Raw genomic sequence first — 23,010 nt, forward strand, 5'->3', positions numbered from 1 at the left:
AATCAGGTGCAGACCTTAACATGACCAGGGGGTGCTGTGCTTCAGGCAGCCAGAAAGTAAGAAGCCTCCCAGCTATTAGACTGGAAGGCTTCGCGGCGGTAGCTGCCTTTACCCTTGGTTGGTCGTTCCTGGCGACTGCGGAACAGGGGTTGGGCGATGATGGATTTGGCCTTGTTCGGGCCATGTTTCGATGGCTTTTTGCTCATGAGGGTTCTCTCGAGTGAGTGGTTTTGCGGGGAAATAATCTGCCGATGTTGGACGTCTGTCCAGTCCCTGATATGTAGGAATGTTCTGACGCTTTCGCGAGCAGGCTCGCTCCCACAGTTGGAAAGCACTTCAATGTGGGAGCGAGCCTGCTCGCGAAGGGTCGTTATACGGTATGACAGATTATTCGGCGGGAAGAGTCAGGCGCTGGCCGGACATCAACAGCGCCAACCGGCTCAGGCTCATCCACGGCGAACCGGCGGCCTGACCCTTGATCTGCGCATCGATGCGCTGGGCTTCGAGCAACAACTGCGCCCAGCGTTGCGCCGAGTAGCGTTGCAGGGCTTTGCTCATCAGCGGTTTGCGCTTGTCCCAGACCGGAGGTTTCGCCTGACTGAAGCACTTGTCCAGCGGCGTGCCTTGGCTGTACTGCAGCGAAATATTGGCCAGCAGGCGCAACTCCCGCGCCAGTGCCCAGAGAATCACCGGTGGCTCGACGCCTTCACCGCGCAGGCCTTCAAGCATGCGCAAGGCGTGGGCCGGTTCGCCGTTAAGCACGGCGTCGGTCAGGCCAAACACGTCGAAGCGCGCACTGTCGGCCACTGCGGCCTGCACGGTTTCGACGGTGATCTGCCCACCTTCGGCCATCAACTTGAGCTTTTCGATTTCCTGCGCAGCGGCGAGCAGGTTGCCCTCGACGCGTGCGGCGATCAGTTCGACCGCGTCCTGGCTGGCCGACAAGCCGGCCTGCGACAGGCGCTGGCGAATCCAGCTCGGCAGCTGATTGGCATCCACTGGCCAGATCTGGATGAATTGAGTCTGCTGGCCTTCGACCAGCGCCTTACCCCACTTGGTCTTCTGCGCACTGCCGTCGAGCTTGGGCAAGCTGATCAGCAGCACCGTGTCTTCAGCGGGGCGCGAGCAGTATTCGATCAGCGCAGCAGCGCCCTTGTCACCGGGCTTGCCCGAAGGCAGGCGCAGTTCCAGTAGGCGTTTTTCGGCGAACAGCGACATGCTGGCGCCGGCCTGCAACAAGGTCCCCCAATCGAAATTGGCGTCGGCGGCGAACACCTGGCGTTCGTCGAAACCTTGCTGGCGGGCAGCACTGCGAATGGCGTCGGCGGCTTCCTGGCACAACAGCGGGTCATCGCCGCTGATGATATAGACGGGCGCGAGCGCGCCTTGCAGGTGTTTGCCGAGTTGAGCGGGAGCGAGCTTCATAAGAGAGGGCGAACGGGGCGCCTGAGCGCCCCGTACGTCTTACTGCTGCGGCAGTTCGAGCGGCGACTGACGCGGGGTTTCCGCTTCAGCTTTCTGTGCCGCCTTCAGCGCGTCGGCTTCAGCCCGGGCACGGTCGTTGGCCGCTTGCTGCAATTGCTGCAGTTGGCCCGGCGTCAGCTGTTGCAGGCGCAGCATCATGCGCTGAACCAGTTCGCGACGGGTTTCGCGACGGGCGTCGTTGGCTTCCTGATCGGAGCCGACGAGGTTGTTGCCGTCGTGGATGAACACTTTCTGCACTTCAAGCTTGTCGCTCAACAGGTTCAGATTGTGTTCGCCTACGATGTCGTAGTTCAGCACGGTGGTCACTTGGTACTCACCCGTACGACCGGCACCGGCGTAGCTGAGGATGCGCTGGTTTTCCTGTTCGTCAGCCAGATACAGCTTGTACGGTGCACCGCTGTAGACCTTGACGCCGCTGGACTCGAGCACCTGACGCAGCTGGGTGACGGTCTCGCCATACGCGTTACGGGCGCTCAGATCGAGCTCCTTGATCGACAGTTCGTTGGTGCCGGTGCCACGCAGCTGGAAACCGCAGGCGCTCAGCAGAACGGCGAGGCCCATCACCAGCAGATTGCGTTTGATCATTGTGTTGCTCCCCTTGAAACCATGTGGGCCGACCCTGCGGCCCGAAAGGTTTTACAGTGCGTCAGGCGAACCTGACGCCCAATCCAATTTAGCTGGCGACGATGTTGACCAGTTTCCCTGGTACAACGATCACTTTGCGAATGGTCAGACCGTCGACAAAACGCAGCACGTTTTCGTTGGCGCGGGCCGCCGCTTCAACTTCTTCGCGGGTGGCGCTGGCCGGCATTTCGATCTGGCCACGCAGCTTGCCGTTCACTTGAATGACCAGTTGCAGGCTGTCCTGCACCAGTGCGCTTTCATCGACCGCAGGCCAGCCGGCATCGATCACCGGGTCAGCGTGGCCCAGTTGATTCCACAGCTCATGGCTGATGTGCGGCGTGATCGGAGCCAGCAACAACGTCACGGCTTCCAGACCTTCGTGAATCAGCGCGCGGTCCTGTTCCGTGCCTTGCGCAGCTTTTTCCAGCACGTTCATCAGCGTCATCACCTGAGCGATGGCGGTGTTGAATTTGTGGTTCTGGCCGACGTCGTGGCTGGCCTGTTTGATGGCCAGGTGGATGGCGCGGCGCACGGCTTTCTGCTCGTCGTTCAGGCCGGCGATGTCCAGCTTGCCCGGCAGGCCCTGGGTCACATGGGCCTGCGCCAGGCGCCAGACGCGCTTGAGGAAACGGTGCGAGCCTTCAACGCCGGAGTCCGACCATTCGGCGCTCATGTCCGGCGGCGAAGCGAACATCATGAACAGGCGGCAGGTGTCGGCGCCGAACTGATCGATCATCGACTGTGGGTCGACGCCGTTGTTCTTCGACTTGGCCATTTTCTCGGTGCCACCGATTTCCACCGGCAGGCCGTCGGATTTCAGTTTGGCGCTGATGACCTTGGCCTTGCTGTCACGCTCGAGTTCCACGTCCGCCGGGTTGAACCAGGTGTAGGCACCATTGGCTTCGCGGCGATAGTAAGTCTCGGCGATCACCATACCCTGGGTCAGCAGGTTCTTGAACGGCTCGTTGGAGCTGACCAGACCTTCGTCACGCATCAGCTTGTGGAAGAAACGCGCGTACAGCAGGTGAAGAATGGCGTGTTCGATACCGCCGATGTACTGATCCACCGGCAACCAGTGGTCGGCCGCGGATTTTTCCACCAGGCCACCTTCGAAGTGCGGCGAGGCGTAACGGGCGTAGTACCAGGAGGACTCGACGAAGGTGTCCATGGTGTCGGTTTCACGCTTGGCAGGCTGGCCGCATTTCGGGCAGTTGCACTCGTAGAATTCCGGCATGCGCGCCAGCGGCGAACCGGCGCCGTCCGGCACCACGTCTTCCGGCAGCACCACCGGCAACTGGTCTTCCGGCACCGGCACGTCACCGCAGGTGGCGCAGTGGATGATCGGGATCGGGCAACCCCAGTAGCGCTGACGGCTGATGCCCCAGTCGCGCAGGCGGAACTGAGTGCGCGAGGCACCGAGGTTTTTCTTGATCAGGGCGACTTCCATGGCGTCGAACGCGCCGGTGAAGTCCAGGCCGTCGAACTCGCCGGAGTTGATCAGCGTGCCGTGCTCGCCGTAGGCGTCTTGCCACGGAGCCGGGTTGGTGTCGCCGGAGCTGGTGCGCACCACCGATTTGACCGGCAGGTTGTACTTGTGGGCGAATTCGAAATCGCGCTCGTCGTGCGCCGGAACTGCCATCACGGCGCCGTCGCCGTAGTGCATCAGCACGTAGTTGGCGACCCAGACCGGAAGTTTTTCACCGGTCAGCGGGTGCTCGACGAACAGGCCGGTCGGCAGGCCTTTTTTCTCTTGAGTGGCGACGTCGGCTTCAGCCACGCTGCCGCCCTTGCATTCGGCGATGAAGGCTTGCAGCTCTGGGTTGTTCTGCGCTGCCTGGGTGGCCAGCGGGTGCTCGGCTGCCACGGCAACGTAGGTCGCGCCCATCAGGGTGTCCGGACGGGTGGTGAAGACCTTGAGGGTGCCTGCTTCGCCGATCGAGTCGACGTTGTACGGGAACTGTACTTCCATGCCGCGGGATTTGCCGATCCAGTTGCGCTGCATGGTCTTGACCTGTTCCGGCCAGCCAGTCAGTTCGTCGAGGCTCTCCAGCAGCTCATCCGCGTAAGCGGTGATCTTGAAGTAGTACATCGGGATTTCGCGCTTTTCGATCAGCGCGCCGGAGCGCCAGCCGCGACCATCGATCACCTGTTCGTTGGCCAGCACGGTCTGGTCGACCGGGTCCCAGTTCACGGTGCCGTTCTTGCGGTAGATCACGCCTTTTTCGAACAGGCGGGTGAACAGCCATTGTTCCCAGCGGTAGTAATCCGGCTTGCAGGTGGTCACTTCACGGGACCAGTCCACCGCCAGGCCCAGGCTGCGCAGCTGGGACTTCATGTAGGCGATGTTTTCGTAGGTCCACTTGGCGGGCGCCACATTGTTCTTCATCGCGGCGTTTTCCGCCGGCATGCCGAAGGCGTCCCAACCCATCGGTTGCAGAACGTTCTTGCCTTGCATGCGCTGGTAGCGGGAGATCACGTCGCCGATGGTGTAGTTGCGCACGTGCCCCATGTGTAGCTTGCCGCTGGGGTAAGGGAACATCGACAGGCAGTAGTAGGTTTCCTTGCCTGGCTGTTCACTGACTTCAAAGGACTTTTGCTCGTCCCAGAACGACTGGGCGGCGGCTTCGATTTCACGGGGCTGATATTGTTCGTGCATGGCTACTTTTGTACTGGATAGGGGTGGCCTAATCCTCTTCAACGCGCCCTCCGGGGGATGCTCCGGACAGGCTGGAAGTGGAATGACAGGAAGCGCCGTAGCATACATGACCGCGCTTGGCCTAGGGAAACCCTGATTACAGCTGTCTGGCCCCGGAAAACCGTGGCGAGGGCCGTTGGTCGCGGCGTTCAGCCGGTTTGTGCAGCGAAGCTAAGCTCTTATTGGGGAGTGAGTCTTATCTTCAATGAGGTGAGGGATGGTGGAGCAACGGCAAAAAAACGTGACGAAACCCGAGTTGTACGAACGGTTGATGGATCGTCTGGGCATGGCGCTCGACGCTGCAAAAACCGCTGGCCGGCTGCGCGACGAGCGCCCCGTGGAACTGGAATTGCGTGGCTTGAGCCCCGCCGAGTTCAAACTGGTCAAGGCCTATCTGGATCGCAGTGAGCGTGAATCGCATGGATACCTGTCGCAGGCAGTGAAACAGCTCGATGCAGCACATTCAGCCAAGGTCATCTGGCTCAAGGACAAGGCGCCCGGCAGAGACACCGTCAAGGTTCGTTCTGTGCAGGCCAAGTAATCGCATGGCAGGTCAAGTAACGGATCTTTTCCAACAGGATCCTACCTATCGGTTGTAACGTGTCATTAACACTCTTAGGCTTCGGGCATCTCTGGAGATGCCCCGATGCCTTTGCGTTACTTCATCAAACAACTTCTATTGCCGCCTGGCATTCTTTTGCTGCTGTTGCTGGTCGCCTGGTGGCTGCGCCGCTCCCGGCCACGGCTGGCCGGCCTGTGTTTTGCCCTTGGCCTGGGTGGTTTCTGGCTGATGAGCCTGCCGGTGGTGGTGCAGTGGGGCGCCAAGGCGCTGGAGCGTGAGCCGCCGCTGCCCCGTGACGCGTGGTCGATATTGGCGCAGCGCGCCGATGCCATCGTGGTGCTGGGTTCCGGGCGCGAGCGCGGCGATCTGGCCTGGGGCGAGGACCAGCCAACCGGCGTGGGGCTGGAGCGTCAGCGCTATGCGGCGCGACTGGCCAAGGCCTCCGGGCTGCCGATTCTGACCAGCGGTGGCTTGCATTACGGCACGCCGCCGACCGAGGCGAAGCTGATGGCCGATTCGTTGCGCGATGATTTCGGCGTGACCACGCGCTGGCAGGAAGGCGAGAGCCGTACCACCTGGGAAAACGCCAAATTCAGCGCCGACATCTTGTTGCCACAAGGCATCAAGCGCGTCGTGGTGGTCACGCAGGCCTGGCACATGCCGCGCGCCGTGTGGTGTTTCCAGCAGGCAGGATTCGAAGTGGTGCCGGCGCCCGTCGGGTTTCTCGGGACCGATAATGCGCGCCCGTTTGGTGGCTGGCTGCCGGAGTTCAAGTCGATCTGGCAAAGCGGGCAGTTGCTGAATGAGGCGGTGGGGCAGGTGGGGTATTCGTTGTTTTACCGGGGTGATGCCAACCCTGATTGATTGGGTGCTGCTGATGTCCATTCGCGAGCAAGCCCGCTCCCACATTTGAATTGCATTCCAAATGTGGGAGCGGGCTTGCTCGCGAAGCTTTTTAAAGGGTTTTCGACATCCGGCTCGCCATCAGCGCCCAGCCAAACAGCAGCACACAGACGATGATCAGCGGCCACGAACGCCATTGCAGGTACGGCGTCAGGTTGTGCATCGGCACCACTTCGCCATACAGAATGCCCTGTTCGAACTGCGGGATCTGCTCGGTGATCTGCCCGAACGGGTTGATCAGTCCGGTCACGCCATTGTTCGTAGCGCGGATCATCCAGCGGCCTGCCTCAAGTGCGCGCATTTGCGCCATTTGCAGGTGTTGCAGCGGGCCGATCGAGGTGCCGAACCAGGTGTCGTTGCTGATCGTCAGCAGCAGATCGCTGCGTGCCGACAGCCCAGCGGCGAATTCCGGGTACACCACTTCGTAGCAGATGAATGGCGCGATTTGATAACCCTTGGCCTGCAGCAGCGGCTGATCCGCCGGACCGCGAGCGAAGTCGGACATCGGCAAGTCAAAGAACGCGATCAACCCGCGCAGCAGATCCTGCAACGGTACGTACTCACCGAACGGCACCAGTTTCTGCTTGAGGTAGGTGCCATCGCCCTCGCCGACCACGGTGATGCCGTTGAAGAAGCGTTTTTCGTGGCGGACCGTCTCGCGGATCGGCACGCCGGTGATCAGCGCCGATTTACGCTCGGCGGCGAAGTTGCCCATCATGTTCAAGTAGCCCTCGGCGGACTCCTTGAGCACCGGTACCGCGGTTTCCGGCCAGATCAGCAGGTCCACCGGCTTCGAGCGAAAACTCAGGTCGCGATACAGCGCCAGTTGCGCGTTAAGCTGCGCCGGATCCCATTTCATGCTTTGTTCGACGTTGCCCTGAATCGCAGCGACGCTCAGTGCCGGGCCAGACGGACTGGTCCAGGCGTGGCCCTTGAGCGCAATACCCGCCACCCATGGCCCAACCAGCAACAGCAAACCGGCCGCGATAAAGCCTTTACGACCGGTTTGCAGCAGACGCGGTGCGTTGTAGATCAGCGCCGCAGTCAGCGCCAGAACGAACGACACCAACCACATGCCACCGACCGGCGCGAGCCCGGCCAATGGGCCGTCGAGCTGGCTGTAGCCGGAGTAGAGCCACGGAAAACCGGTGAGGAACCAGCCACGAAACGCTTCCTGGCCGACCCACAGCGCGGCAAACGCCAGCGCATCGGCCAGCGGTGCTTCATTTCGGCGCAACCAGCGTGCCCAGACCCAGGCGGGCAGGGCGAAGAAAAAGGCGATCGCTGCGGTGAACAGCAGCATCAGGAACCCGGCCAGCAGCACCGAGGCACCACCGAAGTGGTGGATGCTGTAGTAGATCCAACTGGTGCCGGCGCCGAACAGGCCGAAACCGAAACACCAGCCACGGCCCAGCGCCTGACGCGGTTTCAGCTCGCGCAGGCCGGCGTGGAACAGCCCAACCGCGAGCAAAGCCAGCGGCCAGATGTTGAACGGGGCGAGGGCGAAGGTGGTGATTGCACCGGCCGCCACGGCCAGCAGGTTACCGGGCCAGCCGGGGCGGGTTGTCCAGCGCATTTCAGTCCTTAGATTTAACGAGCGATTGGCGTCAGTCGCAGCAAATGAATCCGACGGCTGTCGGCGTTCAGGATGCGGAAACGATAGGCGCCGATTTCAGTGATTTCGTTGCGTTTTGGCAAGTGCCCGAACGCGCTCATCACCAGGCCGCCGACGGTGTCGAATTCGTCGTCGGAGAATTCGCTGTCGAAGAACTCGTTGAAGTTCTCGATCGGCGTCAGGGCCTTGATCAGGAAGTCACCGCTGGGCAGCGGCTTGATGTAGCTGTCTTCTTCGACGTCGTGCTCGTCTTCGATGTCGCCGACGATCTGCTCCAGCACGTCTTCAATCGTCACCAGGCCGGCGACGCCGCCGTATTCGTCGATGACGATGGCCATGTGGTTGTGGTTGGCGCGGAATTCACGCAGCAACACGTTCAGACGCTTGGACTCGGGCACGAAGGTGGCCGGGCGCAGCAGGTCCTTGATGTTGAAGCTGTCGCCGTTCTCCTTGAGGATCAGCGGCAGCAGATCCTTGGCCAGCAGCACGCCCATCACGTCGTCGTGGCTTTCGCCGATGACCGGATAGCGCGAGTGGGCCGAGTCGACCACGGCCGGGAGGAATTCACGGGGTGTCTGGTTCGCCTTGATGCTGATCATCTGCGAGCGCGGCACCATGATGTCGCGTACTTGCAGGTCAGCCACTTGAATGGCGCCTTCGACGATGGCCAGCGCTTCGCTGTCCAGCAGTTTGTTCTGATGTGCATCACGCAGCAGCTCAAGCAGCTCCTGACGGTTCTTCGGCTCGTGGGCAAAAGCCTGGGTCAGTTTACCCAGCCATGACTTCTGCCCGTTGCTCGATCGATCTTCGCTCATAGCGATTACTCTGAATCCTTTGTTGTAACGATAGGGGATGTTTCGGCTTCGTCGTCCGCGTACGGATCGGGATAGCCCAGTTCGGCAAGCAACTCGCGTTCCAGTGCTTCCATTTCTTCGGCTTCGTCGTCATCTATATGGTCGTAACCGAGCAGATGCAAGCAGCCGTGAATGACTAGATGTGCCCAATGGGCCTGGAGTTCCTTGCCTTGTTCGGCAGCTTCGCGCTCGACCACGGCCACGCAGATCACCAGATCGCCAAGCAGCGGGATATCGAGAAACTCGTCCGGGACTTCGGCCGGGAACGACAGGACGTTGGTCGCGTAATCCTTGTGGCGCCAGGTGTGATTGAGCTCACGACCTTCTTCCTCGTCAACCAGACGAATGGTCATTTCCGAGTCGGCGCTGCGCTGGCGCAGGGCCAGTTCGCACCATTTGCGGAAGTCGGCTTCACTCGGGGCGTTCGCTTCAGTAGCGATTTGCAGATCCAGCTCAAGCATCGCGCGAGGTTTCCCTGGCGGCTTCGGCACGGGTCTCGAAGCGCTCGTAGGCCTCGACGATCCGCTGCACCAACGGATGGCGCACGACGTCTTTGGGCTGGAAGTGGGTGAAGCTGATGCCAGGAACGTCCTTGAGCACTTCGATCACATGGTGCAGCCCGGACTTGGTACCGCGCGGCAGGTCGACCTGGGTGATGTCGCCGGTGATGACCGCGGTGGAGCCAAAGCCGATCCGGGTCAGGAACATTTTCATCTGCTCGACGGTGGTGTTCTGGCTTTCGTCGAGAATGATGAAGCTGTTGTTCAGCGTCCGACCGCGCATGTAGGCCAGCGGCGCGACTTCGATCACCTGGCGCTCGATCAGCTTGGCCACGTATTCGAAGCCGAGCATTTCGTAGAGGGCGTCGTACAGCGGGCGCAGGTACGGGTCGATCTTCTGGGCGAGATCGCCGGGCAGGAAGCCGAGTTTTTCACCGGCTTCAACCGCCGGACGCACCAGCAGGATGCGGCGGATCTGCTCGCGCTCCAGGGCATCGACGGCGCAAGCCACAGCCAGATAGGTCTTGCCGGTACCGGCCGGACCGATGCCGAAGTTGATGTCGTTGCCGAGGATTTCCTTCACGTAGCGCAGCTGATTCAAGCCGCGTGGGCGAATCATGCCTTTCTTGGTGCGCAGGGCGACGGAGGCTTCGGCGGGGGCGTGGTTGTCCAGTTCGACCACGGCCGATTCCTGGAGGAACAGGTGCACCATGTCTGGCGACAGCTCGGTACCCTTGGTTTCGCGGTACAGGCGGCGCAGCAGGTTTTCCGCAGACGTGGTGTGCTTGGGGTCGCCGATCAGCTCGAACTGGTTTCCGCGATTACGGATCTCGATGGCCAGGCGCTGTTCGATCAAGCGCAGATGCTCGTCGAATTGCCCGCACAGATTGGCGAAGCGGCGAGCCTCAAAGGGCTCGAGGATAAAACGATGTGGTTCTATGGGTGCGTTCAAGGTCGTATTTAGCCGCCCTGGGGCAATTAAGATGAAATCAAGGATAACGCCAGTGGCGTGGGTGCGAAAGCTCTTATATGAACTCGCCCGATTCATGCCCCTGGCGCTGTACCTGTGGGAGCGAGCCTGCTCGCGAAGGCGGCGACACATTCAACATTGAGGTGTCTGACAGACCGCTTTCGCGAGCAGGCTCGCTCCCACAGGGATATGCGGTGTTATTGAATCAGCGAGCCGCGCAGCGAGTGCGGTTGCGCCGCATCGATGTGCACATCGGCGAACTGGCCGATCAGGGTCGGATTATCGCAGCGGAAGTTGACGATACGATTATTCTCGGTACGCCCTTGCAGCTCGCCCGGGTCTTTCTTCGAGTAGTCGGTGACCAGAATGCGCTGGATCGAACCGACCATTTGTCGGCTGATCTCGAACCCTTGCTGATTCAAACGATGCTGCAAGGCGTTCAGGCGTTCTTTCTTCAGCTCTTCCGGGGTGTCGTCGGCCAGATCGGCCGCCGGGGTGCCCGGGCGCTGGCTGTAGACGAACGAGTAGGAAAAGTCGAAACCGACGTCGGCAATCAGCTTCATGGTCTGTTCGAAGTCTTTCTCGGTCTCGCCAGGGAAGCCGACGATGAAGTCCGAACTGATGCAGATACCCGGTACCGCAGCGCGCAGTTTGCGCAGCTTGGATTTGTACTCCAGCGCGGTGTGGTTGCGCTTCATCGCCGCGAGGATCCGGTCGGAACCCGACTGCACCGGCAAGTGCAGGTGTTTGACCAGCTCCGGCACTTCGGCGTGGGCCTGGATCAGGCTGTCGGAGAACTCCAGCGGGTGCGAAGTGGTGTAGCGGATGCGGTCGATGCCGTCGACAGCGGCGACCACGCGGATCAGCTCGGCCAGATCGGCCAGACGCCCATCGTGGGTCAGGCCGCGATAGCCGTTGACGTTCTGCCCGAGCAAGGTGACTTCACGCACGCCGTTTTCGGCGAGGTGAATGATCTCGGCAATCACGTCATCGAACGGCCGGCTGACTTCTTCGCCACGGGTGTAGGGCACCACGCAGAACGTGCAGTACTTGCTGCAACCTTCCATCACCGACACGTAGGCGCTCGGGCCGTCGATGCGCGGCTCGGGCAAATGGTCGAATTTTTCGATTTCCGGGAACGAGACGTCGACTTGCGGCAACTTGCTGCTGCGCGCGGCGTCGATCATTTCCGGCAGACGGTGCAGGGTCTGCGGGCCGAAGACCACGTCGACGTACGGGGCGCGATCACGGATCGCCGCGCCTTCCTGGCTGGCCACGCAACCACCGACGGCGATCACCATGTCCGGGTTGGCCAGTTTCAGTTCGCGCCAGCGGCCGAGCTGCGAGTACACCCGATCCTGAGCACGTTCGCGGATCGAGCAGGTGTTGAGCAGAATCACGTCGGCGTCTTCGGCGCGGGCGGTGACTTCCAGGGCCTGATGTTCGCCCAGCAGATCAACCATGCGCGAGCTGTCGTACTCGTTCATCTGGCAACCGTGGGTTTCGATGTAAAGCTTCTTGGCCATGGAGTAAGGTCGTCACCTGATTCAAAGAACCGCGCATTATAGGGAACAAGCCCTCAGGTTCCTACCGCTGTGCGTCCGGCGGCTATGCTATAGTTTGCGCCCTCATTTTTATCCCCGATGTTATCCCCCCGCCATGACCAAACGCGAAGCTCCAATCTATAAGGTGATTTTCCTCAACCAGGGCCAGGTGTTCGAAATGTACGCCAAGCAGATCTATCAAAGTGATCTGTGGGGTTTTCTGGAAGTGGAAGAGTTCGTCTTTGGCGAGCGCACGCAAGTGGTGGTCGATCCGAGCGAAGAGAAGCTCAAGGCGCAGTTTGAAGGCGTGGTGCGCAGCTTTGTGCCGATGCATTCGATCGTGCGCATCGACGAGGTGGAACGTCTGGGCACCCCGAAAATCAGCGAAGCCCGTGGCGCGGTCGGCAATGTGATGCCGTTTCCGATGCCGATGCCTGAGAAGTAGGGCTCAGAACCGCGTCGCCCCCCTTCGCGAGCAGGCTCGCTCCCACAAAAGATCTTCGCAGCGCTGGAGATCAAATGTGGGAGCGAGCCTGCTCGCGAATGGGGATAGTCAGAGCAAAGCAGAAATCAGGGAAGTGGCGAGAACGGCGTACGCCCGTCGGCGCTCTGCAGTTCCATCAGGTATTTACGGAAAATTTGCCCGAGCACCTGGGTCGCGGTTTCGAGGTCTTCGCGGGACATTTTTTCGGAGACTTCGTCGGCGGTGTCCAGCGCATCTTCGGCGCCGTTGACCGCGGCCATCTTCAGCACGATGTACGCCTGAATGTTGTTGGCCTGCACGCCTTCGCCGTGGAAGAACATGGTGCCAAGCTTGAACTGCGCCTGAGCGTGGCCTTGCAGCGAGGCCTTTTCGAAATAGCTCAGGGCTTGATTGAGATCGCGTGGCGCATTCTTGCCGTCGTAGTAGAACTCACCCAACTCGTATTGCGCTTGCGCATCCCCTTCGTCGGCCGCTTTCTGGCAGGCGGCCAGTGCCTGCGTGACGTCTTGCGGCTGAGTGTTGAGGGTGCAACGACCCATCGCCGGGATCAACAACGAGTTGCCGCCTGCTTGTGCATGCGCGAGCAGGGGCTGAAGGAGCAACAGGCAGCCCAAGGCAAGGGTGCGGCCGGTGCGGTTCATGGGAATCGACTTACCTCTGAAGGGCACGCGGACCCATCGAGGGATCCAATAAGCGCGCATTATGAAATAAGCAGGGCCAACCTTACAAAGTCTTTACTCGTTTTTCTGCTGCGCGGGGAATATATCGGCCACTTTCTGATGGATTTTTAGCAGAGGCGTGGGAAAAACGGCGTGAGTGTAGGTGAAAGCTGACGCTGGCCATGGCCAACGTCAGCGGTACGGCGATTACTTCAATGCAGCGAAGGCGCGTTCTGCAGCGTCCAGGGTGATTTTCAGCTCGGCTTCGCCGTGGGCGATCGAGGTGAAACCGGCTTCGAATGCACTCGGCGCCAGGTACACGCCACCTTCCAGCATCAGATGGAAGAAGCGACCGAACAGTGCTGCGTCGCTGGCCATCACGTCTTCAAAGGTGACGATGTCGTTGGCGCCGCTGAAATACAGGCCGAACATGCCACCCGCTTGCGTGGTCACGAACGGAATGCCCGCGGCATCGGCGCGTTGTTGCAGGCCGTCGAGCAGGCGCGTGGTGTAGTCGGTCAGTTCGGCGTGGAACCCCGGACGGCTGATCAGGCGCAGGGTGGTCAGACCGGCGGCCATCGCCAGTGGGTTACCCGACAGGGTGCCGGCCTGATACACCGGGCCCAGCGGCGCGATGCGCTCCATGATTTCACGCTTGCCGCCGAAGCAGCCGACCGGCATGCCGCCGCCGATGATCTTGCCGAAGGTGGTCAGATCCGGGGTCACGTCGTAGTGCGCCTGGGCACCGCCGAGGGCAACGCGGAAACCGGTCATCACTTCGTCGAAAATCAGCACCACGCCATGCTTGTCGCAGAGCGAACGCAGGCCTTCGAGGAAACCCGGTGCCGGCGGCACGCAGTTCATGTTGCCCGCGACTGGCTCGACGATGATGCAGGCGACGTCCTGACCGACTTCGGCGAGCATCTTCTCCACGGCGTCGATGTCGTTGAACGGCAGAGTCAGGGTGTGTTTGGCGAACGCGGCCGGCACACCGGCGGAGCTTGGCACGCCCTGGGTCAGCGCCCCGGAGCCGGCCTTGACCAGCAGGCTGTCGGAGTGGCCGTGGTAGCAGCCTTCGAACTTGATGATGCTGTCCCGACCGGTGTAGCCACGGGCCAGACGAATCGCGCTCATGGTCGCTTCGGTGCCGGAGCTGACCATGCGCACCATGTCCATCGACGGCACCAGCGAGCAGACCAGGTCGGCCATCTCGGTTTCCATCGCGGTCGGCGCGCCGTAGGACAGGCCGTGTTGCAGTTGATTGCGCACTGCGTCGAGCACGTCCGGGTGGCTGTGGCCGAGGATCATCGGCCCCCACGAACCGACGTAATCCACATAGCGCTTGTCGTCTTCGTCAGTGACGTAGGCGCCTTCGGCATGCTTGAAGAACAGCGGTGTGCCGCCCACGCTCTTGAACGCGCGAACCGGCGAGTTCACGCCACCGGGAATGTGTTTCTGGGCATTGGCAAACAGGGTTTCGGAACGAGACATGTTCGGGCTCTCAAATCAGATTTTCAGAAGTTCGTTGAAGGCGCGGGCGCGGCGGGTCACTTCGGCGGTGCTTTCGGCACCGAACAAACCGTGGACCACCGCCAGCAGGTCGACCCCGTGGGCCACCAGCGGCGCGGCGTTGTCGAGGGTGATGCCACCAATCGCGCAGACCGGCAGATGCAGCTTGCGTTTGGCCTCGTCGAGCAGATCGAGGCTGCAGCTTGGCGCGCCGGGTTTGGTGCTGGAATTGAAGAAGCGACCGAAGGCGACATAGCTCGCGCCTTCCTTGGCGGCCTGTTCAGCCAGTTCGAGCTGCGCATGGCAGGTCGACCCGATGATGGCCTTGGAGCCGAGCAGGGCGCGGGTCGGCGACAGCGGGCCGTCGGTCTGCCCCAGGTGCACGCCGACGTTGAGGCGTGCGGCCAATTCGGCGTCATCGTTGATGATCAACTGCGTCTTGTAACGTTCGCACAGATCGCGTAGCGCTTCGGCCTCGCGCAGACGGCGGGCCTCGTCGCTGCTTTTGTCGCGGTATTGCAGCAGGGTGACGCCGCCTTCCAGCGCCGCCTCCACATACGACAGAAACTTGCCCGCCAGTAATTGGCTGTCGGTGATGGCGTACAGGCCACGTAGTTTCATCAGGCAGACCTCACGACGTTACGAGCAAAAATCCAGCGGCAGGCGACGCGGCACGAACTGGCCTTTGCCCAGTTGTTCGGCATCGCGCAGGGTGCGCCAGGTGTAATCCAGTGCCGTACGCACGGCGCTGGCGAGGTTTTCACCTTGGGCCAGCCGACCGGCGAGGGCGCTGGCCAATGTGCAGCCGGAACCGTGATAACTGCCCGGCAAACGCTGGCAATAGAAGGTTTCACGCAGGCCGTCACGGCTGTACAGGCGATTGTGGATTTCAGTTTCGTCGCCATGGCCGCCGGTGATCAGCAGGTTTTTGACGAACGGCAGGAGTTTTTCCGCGCACTCGTCCGCAGTGCCTTCGGGCAGTTCGGCGAGAATCCGCGCTTCGGGCAGGTTGGGGGTGGCAATGATCGACAGTGGCAGCAGACGCTCGCGCATCGCATAACCGACTTCGTCCTTGCCCAGGCGTCCGCCGCCGCCGGCACGCAGCACCGGGTCGCAGACCACTGGCAAGTGCGGGTGCGCAGAGAGCAGTTCGACCACGGTGTCGACCATTTCCAGCGAACCGAGCATGCCCAGTTTGACCGCAGCGACTTCGGAGTCGTTGAGCACGGCATTGGCCTGGGCCAGTACCCACTCACGGTCGAGGACGCGGAAGTCAGTGACGTTGACAGTGTCTTGCACGGTCAGGGCGGTGACGGCCGGAGCCGCATGGCAACCCTGCGCGAGCAGGGCTTCGATATCTGCCTGCAAGCCGGCGCCACCACTGGGGTCGTGGCCGGAGAGACAGAGGACAACGGGGCGGGAGCTGTAGATATTCATGGTGCGCGAGCTTACCACCAAAGCTGAATTTGGGGTTCAGTCCCGATCGAGCTTGTCATCACAAAAGCATTCACAATGTCTGCTGCTTTACTGAGTTGACCAACTCAACAGCTCTAGTCCGCTGCTTTGCTCTGAAACGCCCGTTCTAGAGCCTTTGTAGGAAAAATTTCGATGGTGCTCAATGGCTATCAACGGCTATGCTAGTCTGGATCCAAACCAATAACAGGTAATACCGGTTTTACGTCTACTCAAAGGGAATGGGGGGCTTCCTGACACAACCGGACGAGCCACGCTGGGGCTTCAATGCGCTATTTGCTGATGTTGCTGTTCTGCTTGCCCCTCCTCGCAAGCGCCGTCGAGTTCGACGAAAATACCCAGAGCCTTCCCCTGGGCCGCTCCTTGCAAGTGTTCGAAGACCCGAGCGGTCAGGCGAACATCGCCGACGTCCGTGCTCAAGCGGCGGCGGGCAATTTCAAACCCCATGACAAAGCCACGCTCAATGCCGGTTACTCGCGCTCGGCGTTCTGGCTGAAGATCGACCTGCATTACCGTCCGAACAATCCGGCCGCCCAGCGCACCTGGCTGCTGGAACTGGCGTATCCGCCGCTCGATCACCTCGACCTTTATATGGCCGATGCCAATGGCGACTACCGCCTGATCCGGCAGACCGGCGACGCCTTTCCGTTCGCCAGTCGCGAGATCCGGCAGAACAATTACCTGTTCGACCTGACCTTCGCCCCTGACCAGCAAAAAACCGTGTACCTGCGCCTGGCCAGTGAAGGCTCGATCCAGGCACCAGTGACGTTATGGTCGAGCACCGCGTACCTCGAAGACCAGCCGGTGCGCCTGTATGTGCTGGGGATCATCTATGGCGTGCTGCTGGGGATGCTGGTCTACAACCTGTTCATCTACCTGAGCGTGCGCGACACCAGCTACCTCTATTACATCTTCTACATCGCCTCGTTCGGCCTTTATCAACTGTCGGTGAACGGCGCGGCGGTCGAGTATTTCTGGCCGGACAATCCGTGGTGGGCCAACGCCGCCACACCGTTTTTCATCGGTTGCGCCGGGTTGTTCGGCAGCCAGTTCGCCCGCAGTTTCCTGCAGACCAGAACCCACAGCCGCTGGCTCGACTATCTGCTGATCGCCCTGATCGCGTTCGGCGCGCTGGTGGTCGGGCTGTCGCTGATGACCAGTTACGCATTGTCGCTGCGCCTGGCGACCCTGTTGGCGCTGGTGTTCACCGTGGTGATCTTCGCCGCGGGGATTCTCGCCTGGTGGCGTGGCTTGCGGGTGGCGCGTTATTTCATCATTGCCTGGTCGGCATTCCTGCTCGGCGGCATCGTCAATACGCTGATGGTGCTGGGCCTGCTGCCGAACGTGTTCCTGACCATGTACGCCAGTCAGATCGGTTCGGCGATCGAAGTCGCGCTGCTGTCGCTGGCGCTGGCTGATCGCATCAACGCGATGCGCGAACAACAGGCGCAAACCCTGTTCGATGCCGGGCAGAAGCTCGAAGTGCTCAACCAGCAACTGGCCCACAGCAACAAGCTCAAGGATGAATTCCTCGCGACCCTGACCCACGAATTGCGCACGCCGATGAACGGTGTGATCGGTTCGCTGGAACTGATGCAGACCGTCGAGCTGGAGCCTGAACTGGAGCAATACCAGCAAACCGCCGCTGGCTCTGCCCGGGACATGATGCGCATGGTCAACGGCATCCTCACCCTCACCGAATTGCAGGCCGGCAAGCTCAAGGCGACGCCGGGCAGCTTCAGTCTGCGCGCGGTGGTCGAGGCCTTGCGCGTGCAGTTCGATGGCAACGCGGCCAGCAAGTCGCTGGACTTCAAAGTCGAGGTGCTGCCGACCCTGCCGGATCGCTTGCACGGCGACAGCGCAAAACTGGCGCAGTGCCTGGAGTGCCTGCTGGACAACGCGATCAAGTTCACCCGGGTCGGCGGTCTGGCGCTGCGGGTCACTGGCAAACCGGCGACGGACAACCGCCTGGCGCTGTCGTTTGCGGTCATCGATACCGGCATCGGTTTCACCGATCTGGGCGAGGCGACGATGTATCAGCGTTTCTTCCAGCTCGACGGCTCGATGACCCGCGAATACGGCGGGCTGGGCGTGGGGCTGGCGATCTGTCGGCAACTGGTGGAACTGCTCGGCGGCAAGCTCACCCACCGCTCCCAACCTGGCAGCGGCAGCCGTTTTCAACTGGATGTCGAGTTCGAGCTGCCGGAAGTCGAAGCGGCGCCAACCGCGGACGCGCTGCACGAGCGCAGCCGTGCGCCGCAGGACTGCACGGTGTTGCTGGTGGATGACAACAGCGTCAACCAACTGGTGATGCGCGGCATGCTGCTCAAACTGGGGTTCCGCGTACGCACCGCGGACAACGGCCCGGCGGCGCTGGATTGTCTGCAACGGGAAACCTTCGACGCGGTGCTGATTGATTGCCAGTTGCCCAATCATGAAGGCGCGTCGTTGTGCTGCCAGATTCATGCGTTGCCTGGCTGCGCCAATCTGCCGGTGTTCATGCTGGCGCTGGGCACGGATCGCGAACACTGCGCGCCGGGTACGCGCATCGATTACCTGAACAAACCGGTGAAATTCGAAGACCTGCAGACGGCGCTGGAGCGTCGGGTGCTCAGCGCGTAACAGGGTGAAAGCGCCGACAGTTCGGCGCATATGACACTTTGATCAACCACGGGCCGGTGCTTAACTGAATCCCTTGGCTGACCAAAGGAGCCCCGTCATGAACCTGCATCAGTTCGCCGAAACCCACGAAGTCACCAACCAGCCACCGTCGCTGGATGGCGCCAACCTGTACCGCATCGACCTGCCGCTGCAGGAGTGGTCACGCCGTTTCGGCGCCGGGTGGGCCGAGTCGCGGATCGATGCCTACGGTGCGCTGGCCGGCGGACCGCTGATGGCAGCCGGGTTCCTCGCCAATCAGAACAAACCGGTATTCGTCAGCCATGACCGTTACGGCCATCGCATTGATCTGGTGGAGTTTCATCCGGCCTATCATGAGCTGATGCGCACTGCGATCGAACATGGCCTGACCTCGTCCCCCTGGACTCATCCGCAGGACGGCGCACATGTCGCCCGCGCCTCGATGAGCTATCTGCACAGCCAGGCTGAGGCAGGCAGCGGTTGCCCGTTGACCATGACCTTCGCCAGCGTCCCGGCCATGCGCTTGCAGCCGGATCTGGCCGAACAATGGTTGCCGAAAATCCTCGCCACCGAATACGACCCGCGCAACGTCGGCATGGCGCACAAGGCCGGCGTGACCATCGGCATGGCCATGACCGAGAAACAGGGCGGCACCGACGTGCGGGCCAATACCACCAAGGCCTATCCGGTCGGTGCCAGTGGCCCGGGGCAGGCCTATGAACTGGTCGGGCACAAGTGGTTCTGCTCGGCGCCGATGTGCGATGCATTCCTGACGCTGGCGCAGACCGACAAGGGCCTGACCTGCTTCCTGCTGCCGCGCCACCGCCCCGACGATACGCGCAATCAGTTCTACATCCAGCGCCTGAAAAACAAACTCGGCAATCAGTCCAACGCCTCCAGCGAAGTTGAATTCCGTGGCGCGCTGGCGTGGATGGTCGGCGAAGAAGGGCGCGGTGTGCCGACCATCATCGAGATGGTGGCGATGACCCGTTTCGATTGCATGGTCGGCTCCAGCTCGCTGATGCGTCAGGCGCTGACTCAGGCCAGCCACCACTGCGCGCACCGCAAGGTCGGCGGCAAACTGCTCAGCGAACAGCCGTTGATGCAGAACGTGCTGGCCGATCTGGCGCTGGAAAGCGAGGCCGCGCTGGCCCTGAGCCTGCGCATGGGCAAGGCGCTGGATCATCTGGATGATCGCCATGAAGCACAATTCGCCCGCCTGGTGACGGCGGTGGGCAAATACTGGATCTGCAAACGTGCCCCCGGAATGATCAACGAAGCCGCCGAGTGCATGGGCGGTGCCGGTTATGTCGAGGAGAGCATCCTGCCACGGCTGTATCGCGAGGCGCCGGTCAACTCGACGTGGGAAGGCTCGGGGAATGTGCAGTGCCTGGACTTGCTGCGTGCGCTGTCGAAAGAACCGGGTGTGCTCGACGTGTTGTTCAGCGAATTGGGCGATGGGCACGGCGACAAGCGCCTGGCCGCGCATATCCAGCAGTTGCAGGCGCAGTTCAAGGACACCAGCGACATTCAGTATCGGGCGCGGCAACTCACCGAAGACATCGCGCTCGGTTTGCAGGCCAAGCTATTGCTGGAGGCCGGCAACTCGGCGGTCAGCGACGCGTTCATTGCCAGCCGCCTGAACGGTGGCGGCCGGGTCTACGGTGCATTGCCGCGTGGGCTGGACGTCGAAGCCATCGTCGCTCGCTCAACCCCCCAGGGTTTCTGACCCAACACAAATCCCCTTGTGGGAGCGGACTTGCTCGCGAATGTGGTGTGTCAGTCAATGGATAGGTCGACTGACACAGCGCATTCGCGAGCAAGCCCGCTCCCACAGGGGATCTCCATTGACAGGGAGATTTGGGTACAGCCACAACGCCACTGTTCCCGTGAGACCACGATGCAGGCAAGATGAAGCTCTGCAAGTCAGAACACAGGAAGCTGATCGTGACCGAAGCGTTTATTGTCGTTCAAACCGCCGAACAAGCCGTGGATCGTCTGGCCGAGCTGCATGAGCGGGCCACCACTGCGCTCAACTCGGCGCTCAAGCGTTACCTCAAGGATCGCGTCGAGCCTGACGCCGAACAGCGTGCCCTGTTTCGTTATCCCGAACTGCGTCTGACCTACCTGTGTCAGGGCGAAGTCCCGCAGACCACCCGCGCCTACGCCAAGGTGCAACTGCCGGGCACCTACAGCGTCACCGTCACCCATCCCAAGGCGTTCCGCAAATACCTGCTGGAACAACTGGTGCCGTTGATGCACGACTTCACCGTGACCGTGGAAGTCGGCGTCAGTCAGCAGAATATTCCATACCCGTACGTGGTCGAGCAGGGCGATGAGCTGGCCGGCTCCGGCGTCACCGCTGCGGTGCTGGCGCGAGTGTTCCCGAGTACCGACCTGTCCGCCGCCACCGATGGCATCGCCGACGGTCTCTACGACTGGGAAAACACCGATCCGCTGCCACTGGCGCTGTTTGACGCCGCGCGCGTCGACTTCTCCCTGCGTCGCCTGGTGCACTACACCGGCAGCGACTGGCGCCATGTACAGCCTTGGATTCTGCTGACCAACTACCACCGCTACGTCGACCAGTTCATCGTCCATGGCCTGGAGCAACTGCGCAACGACCCGCGTTTCGTGCGCATGGTCCTGCCGGGCAACGTGATCATCGAGAAGGGCATGGATCACGGCGAAGCCTCGGCGATCGCCGCTGGCGTGGTCTGGCACCGCTACCAGATGCCGGCCTATCACCTGATCGCCAACGACGGCCATGGCGTGACCCTGGTCAACATCGGCGTCGGCCCGTCCAACGCCAAGAACATCACCGACCACCTGGCGGTGCTGCGCCCGCATTGCTGGCTGATGATCGGTCACTGCGGCGGGCTGCGGCAGTCGCAGACCATCGGCGACTATGTGCTGGCTCACGCCTACATGCGTCGCGACGGGATTCTCGACCGCGTGGTGCCGCCGAACATTCCGATCCCGGCACTGGCGGAAGTGCAACTGGCGCTGCAGCAAGCCGCGGCCAATATCACCGGCGAGAAGGGCGAGGAACTGAAAAAACGCCTGCGCACCGGCACTGTGCTGACTTACGACGACCGTAACTGGGAACTGCGCTGGGCGCAGGAACGTCCGCTGATCAACCTGTCCCGCGCCGTGGCGGTGGACATGGAAAGCGGCACCATCGCCGCCCAGGGTTATCGCCTGCGGGTGCCGTACGGCACGTTGCTCTGCGTCTCGGACAAACCGCTGCACAGTGAAATCAAGCTGCCGGGTTCGGCCAACGCGTTCTACGAGCGCGCGGTCAGCCAACACTTGAAGATCGGCATCGCGGCGGTGGATCTGCTGCGCACCGAACTCAACTCGCTGCACTCGCGCAAACTGCGCAGCTTCGACGAGCCGCCGTTCCGTTAACGGTTAGTCGTGGTCATTTGGCGGTCGGGGCACTAGCATTACCAGCCCTGATCGCTAAATGTCTGTTCTCTTATGTCCCGTCCCCCGCGTCCACCTTCCCGCCGTCCCGGTGCGAAGCCATCCTTCTCGGCTCCACGTCGTGTCGCCAAAGCGCCGCCGGCCGAGCCGAAGCTGATCCTGTTCAACAAGCCATTCGATGTGCTAACGCAGTTCAGCGATGAAGGCGGGCGGGCGACGCTCAAGGATTTCATCGAGATACCCGGCATCTATCCGGCCGGACGCCTTGATCGCGACAGCGAAGGTTTGCTGCTGCTGACCAACGACGGTCAGTTGCAGGCGCGGATTGCCGACCCGAAACACAAGTTGCCGAAGACGTACTGGGTGCAGGTCGAGGGCGAGCCAACGGCCGAGCAACTGCAGCGTTTACGCGATGGCGTCGAACTGAACGACGGCATGACCCTGCCCGCCGAGGCGCGGCAACTGGAAGAACCTGAACTGTGGCCACGCAATCCGCCGGTACGCTTTCGCAAAAGCGTGCCGACCAGTTGGCTGGAGTTGGTAATTCGTGAAGGGCGCAACCGTCAGGTGCGGCGGATGACCGCTGCGGTCGGGCTGCCGACGTTGCGGTTGGTGCGGGTACGGATTGGCGACTGGACGCTCGAAGGGCTCGATCAGGGCCAGTGGAAGGAAGTGCCGGCGCGGTTATAGAGCGCCGGATTCGATCAGGCCGATCACCACACTCTTGATGATGAACGCGGCCACGCCCAGGCCCAGGACGAAGAACAAAATGAACGAGCCGAAGCGCCCGGCCTTGGACTTCTTCGCCAGATCCCAGACGATGAAACCCATGAAAATGATCAGGATGCTGACCAGGCCAGTCATCATCCACTCTTCGAATACTGCAGGATCCATCGGGCATCTCCGGCGCGCACAGGGCTGAAAGGGCTGGGCGATTATACGCCGAGGGTGGCAGGGCCGCATTGACCTGTGTCGGTGTGCCGCGGTTATGGGGTGCCTGTACCGGCCTCTTCGCGAGCAAGCCCGCTCCCACATTTGGAATGCATTTCCCTGTGGGAGCGGGC

21 protein-coding genes are annotated in these 23,010 nt (G+C 61.6%); 7 read left to right on the forward strand and 14 right to left on the reverse strand.

Features of this window, described 5'->3' with window-relative positions; genetic code table 11:
- Positions 1–41: 41 nt before the first annotated feature.
- The 4 genes from arfA to leuS all read right to left on the reverse strand — a co-directional run bounded on the left by arfA (position 42) and on the right by leuS (position 4,765).
- A complete protein-coding gene (gene arfA / locus CRO59_RS18995; RefSeq protein ID WP_027612891.1) occupies positions 42–206 on the reverse strand; it encodes an alternative ribosome rescue factor ArfA in 165 nt (54 codons plus the stop codon).
- Positions 207–387: 181 nt separating this feature from the next.
- The gene (gene holA, locus CRO59_RS19000) at positions 388–1,425 is read right to left on the reverse strand and encodes a DNA polymerase III subunit delta (RefSeq protein WP_097089332.1); all 1,038 of its coding nucleotides are present in this window, start codon (positions 1,423–1,425) and stop codon (positions 388–390) included.
- A gap of 39 nt (positions 1,426–1,464) precedes the next feature.
- Positions 1,465–2,070, reverse strand: coding sequence for an LPS assembly lipoprotein LptE (lptE, locus tag CRO59_RS19005; RefSeq protein WP_007960576.1), 606 nt, complete (start codon positions 2,068–2,070; stop codon positions 1,465–1,467).
- 88 nt (positions 2,071–2,158) lie between these two features.
- Positions 2,159–4,765 (reverse strand): leucine--tRNA ligase, encoded by a 2,607-nt coding sequence (gene leuS / locus CRO59_RS19010; RefSeq protein WP_097089330.1) that lies wholly within the window; start codon positions 4,763–4,765, stop codon positions 2,159–2,161.
- Positions 4,766–5,021: 256 nt separating this feature from the next.
- Between leuS and CRO59_RS19015 the strand changes: the two genes are divergently transcribed.
- On the forward strand, positions 5,022–5,345 hold the full coding sequence (locus tag CRO59_RS19015; RefSeq protein WP_096796296.1) for a hypothetical protein: 324 nt from the start codon (positions 5,022–5,024) through the stop codon (positions 5,343–5,345).
- 105 nt (positions 5,346–5,450) lie between these two features.
- Entirely contained in the window at positions 5,451–6,230 is a 780-nt protein-coding gene (locus CRO59_RS19020; RefSeq protein WP_097089329.1) for a YdcF family protein, read from the forward strand.
- 91 nt (positions 6,231–6,321) lie between these two features.
- Here CRO59_RS19020 and lnt read toward each other — a convergent pair whose 3' ends face one another.
- The 5 genes from lnt to miaB form a co-directional block, all read right to left on the reverse strand.
- Entirely contained in the window at positions 6,322–7,845 is a 1,524-nt protein-coding gene (lnt, locus tag CRO59_RS19025; RefSeq protein ID WP_097089327.1) for an apolipoprotein N-acyltransferase, read from the reverse strand.
- Positions 7,846–7,859: 14 nt separating this feature from the next.
- Positions 7,860–8,699: an HlyC/CorC family transporter gene (locus tag CRO59_RS19030; protein WP_027612886.1), complete on the reverse strand. Its 840-nt coding sequence runs from the start codon at positions 8,697–8,699 to the stop codon at positions 7,860–7,862.
- Positions 8,700–8,704: 5 nt separating this feature from the next.
- Positions 8,705–9,199: an rRNA maturation RNase YbeY gene (gene ybeY, locus CRO59_RS19035; RefSeq protein ID WP_096795275.1), complete on the reverse strand. Its 495-nt coding sequence runs from the start codon at positions 9,197–9,199 to the stop codon at positions 8,705–8,707.
- Positions 9,192–10,190, reverse strand: coding sequence for a PhoH family protein (locus tag CRO59_RS19040; protein ID WP_097089326.1), 999 nt, complete (start codon positions 10,188–10,190; stop codon positions 9,192–9,194). Before CRO59_RS19040 ends, ybeY begins: the two co-directional genes overlap by 8 nt.
- 215 nt (positions 10,191–10,405) lie before the next feature.
- Positions 10,406–11,734 carry a tRNA (N6-isopentenyl adenosine(37)-C2)-methylthiotransferase MiaB gene (miaB, locus tag CRO59_RS19045; RefSeq protein WP_007960557.1) on the reverse strand — a complete coding sequence of 443 codons (1,329 nt, stop codon included), beginning with the start codon at positions 11,732–11,734 and terminating at the stop codon, positions 10,406–10,408.
- Positions 11,735–11,867: 133 nt separating this feature from the next.
- On the opposite strand from miaB, the gene CRO59_RS19050 reads away from it, so the two are divergent.
- Positions 11,868–12,197: a DUF1820 family protein gene (locus CRO59_RS19050; RefSeq protein WP_003185742.1), complete on the forward strand. Its 330-nt coding sequence runs from the start codon at positions 11,868–11,870 to the stop codon at positions 12,195–12,197.
- 125 nt (positions 12,198–12,322) lie between these two features.
- Here CRO59_RS19050 and CRO59_RS19055 read toward each other — a convergent pair whose 3' ends face one another.
- The 4 genes from CRO59_RS19055 to CRO59_RS19070 all read right to left on the reverse strand — a co-directional run bounded on the left by CRO59_RS19055 (position 12,323) and on the right by CRO59_RS19070 (position 15,841).
- The gene (locus tag CRO59_RS19055; RefSeq protein WP_003228518.1) at positions 12,323–12,877 is read right to left on the reverse strand and encodes a tetratricopeptide repeat protein; all 555 of its coding nucleotides are present in this window, start codon (positions 12,875–12,877) and stop codon (positions 12,323–12,325) included.
- A gap of 225 nt (positions 12,878–13,102) precedes the next feature.
- A complete protein-coding gene (gene hemL, locus CRO59_RS19060; RefSeq protein WP_097089324.1) occupies positions 13,103–14,386 on the reverse strand; it encodes a glutamate-1-semialdehyde 2,1-aminomutase in 1,284 nt (427 codons plus the stop codon).
- A 15-nt stretch (positions 14,387–14,401) separates the two neighbouring features.
- Positions 14,402–15,025, reverse strand: coding sequence for a thiamine phosphate synthase (thiE, locus tag CRO59_RS19065; protein ID WP_097089322.1), 624 nt, complete (start codon positions 15,023–15,025; stop codon positions 14,402–14,404).
- A gap of 18 nt (positions 15,026–15,043) precedes the next feature.
- Positions 15,044–15,841 (reverse strand): hydroxymethylpyrimidine/phosphomethylpyrimidine kinase, encoded by a 798-nt coding sequence (locus CRO59_RS19070; RefSeq protein WP_007960553.1) that lies wholly within the window; start codon positions 15,839–15,841, stop codon positions 15,044–15,046.
- A gap of 303 nt (positions 15,842–16,144) precedes the next feature.
- Between CRO59_RS19070 and CRO59_RS19075 the strand changes: the two genes are divergently transcribed.
- The 4 genes from CRO59_RS19075 (at position 16,145) to CRO59_RS19095 (ending at position 22,636) form a co-directional block, all read left to right on the forward strand.
- The gene (locus tag CRO59_RS19075) at positions 16,145–18,499 is read left to right on the forward strand and encodes a hybrid sensor histidine kinase/response regulator (RefSeq protein ID WP_097089320.1); all 2,355 of its coding nucleotides are present in this window, start codon (positions 16,145–16,147) and stop codon (positions 18,497–18,499) included.
- A gap of 97 nt (positions 18,500–18,596) precedes the next feature.
- Positions 18,597–20,246: an acyl-CoA dehydrogenase family protein gene (locus CRO59_RS19080; RefSeq protein ID WP_097089318.1), complete on the forward strand. Its 1,650-nt coding sequence runs from the start codon at positions 18,597–18,599 to the stop codon at positions 20,244–20,246.
- A gap of 182 nt (positions 20,247–20,428) precedes the next feature.
- A complete protein-coding gene (amn, locus tag CRO59_RS19090; protein WP_167734182.1) occupies positions 20,429–21,928 on the forward strand; it encodes an AMP nucleosidase in 1,500 nt (499 codons plus the stop codon).
- A gap of 72 nt (positions 21,929–22,000) precedes the next feature.
- A complete protein-coding gene (locus CRO59_RS19095; RefSeq protein ID WP_097089315.1) occupies positions 22,001–22,636 on the forward strand; it encodes a pseudouridine synthase in 636 nt (211 codons plus the stop codon).
- On the opposite strand, the gene CRO59_RS19100 is transcribed toward CRO59_RS19095, so the two are convergent.
- The gene (locus tag CRO59_RS19100; RefSeq protein WP_003228500.1) at positions 22,631–22,840 is read right to left on the reverse strand and encodes a DUF2788 domain-containing protein; all 210 of its coding nucleotides are present in this window, start codon (positions 22,838–22,840) and stop codon (positions 22,631–22,633) included. The two genes, CRO59_RS19095 and CRO59_RS19100, sit on opposite strands and share 6 nt — an antisense overlap.
- Between the last annotated feature and the right edge of the window lie 170 nt (positions 22,841–23,010).

This window comes from Pseudomonas sp. LAMO17WK12:I5, from assembly GCF_900215165.1.
Taxonomy (GTDB): Bacteria; Pseudomonadota; Gammaproteobacteria; order Pseudomonadales; family Pseudomonadaceae; genus Aquipseudomonas; species Aquipseudomonas putida_A.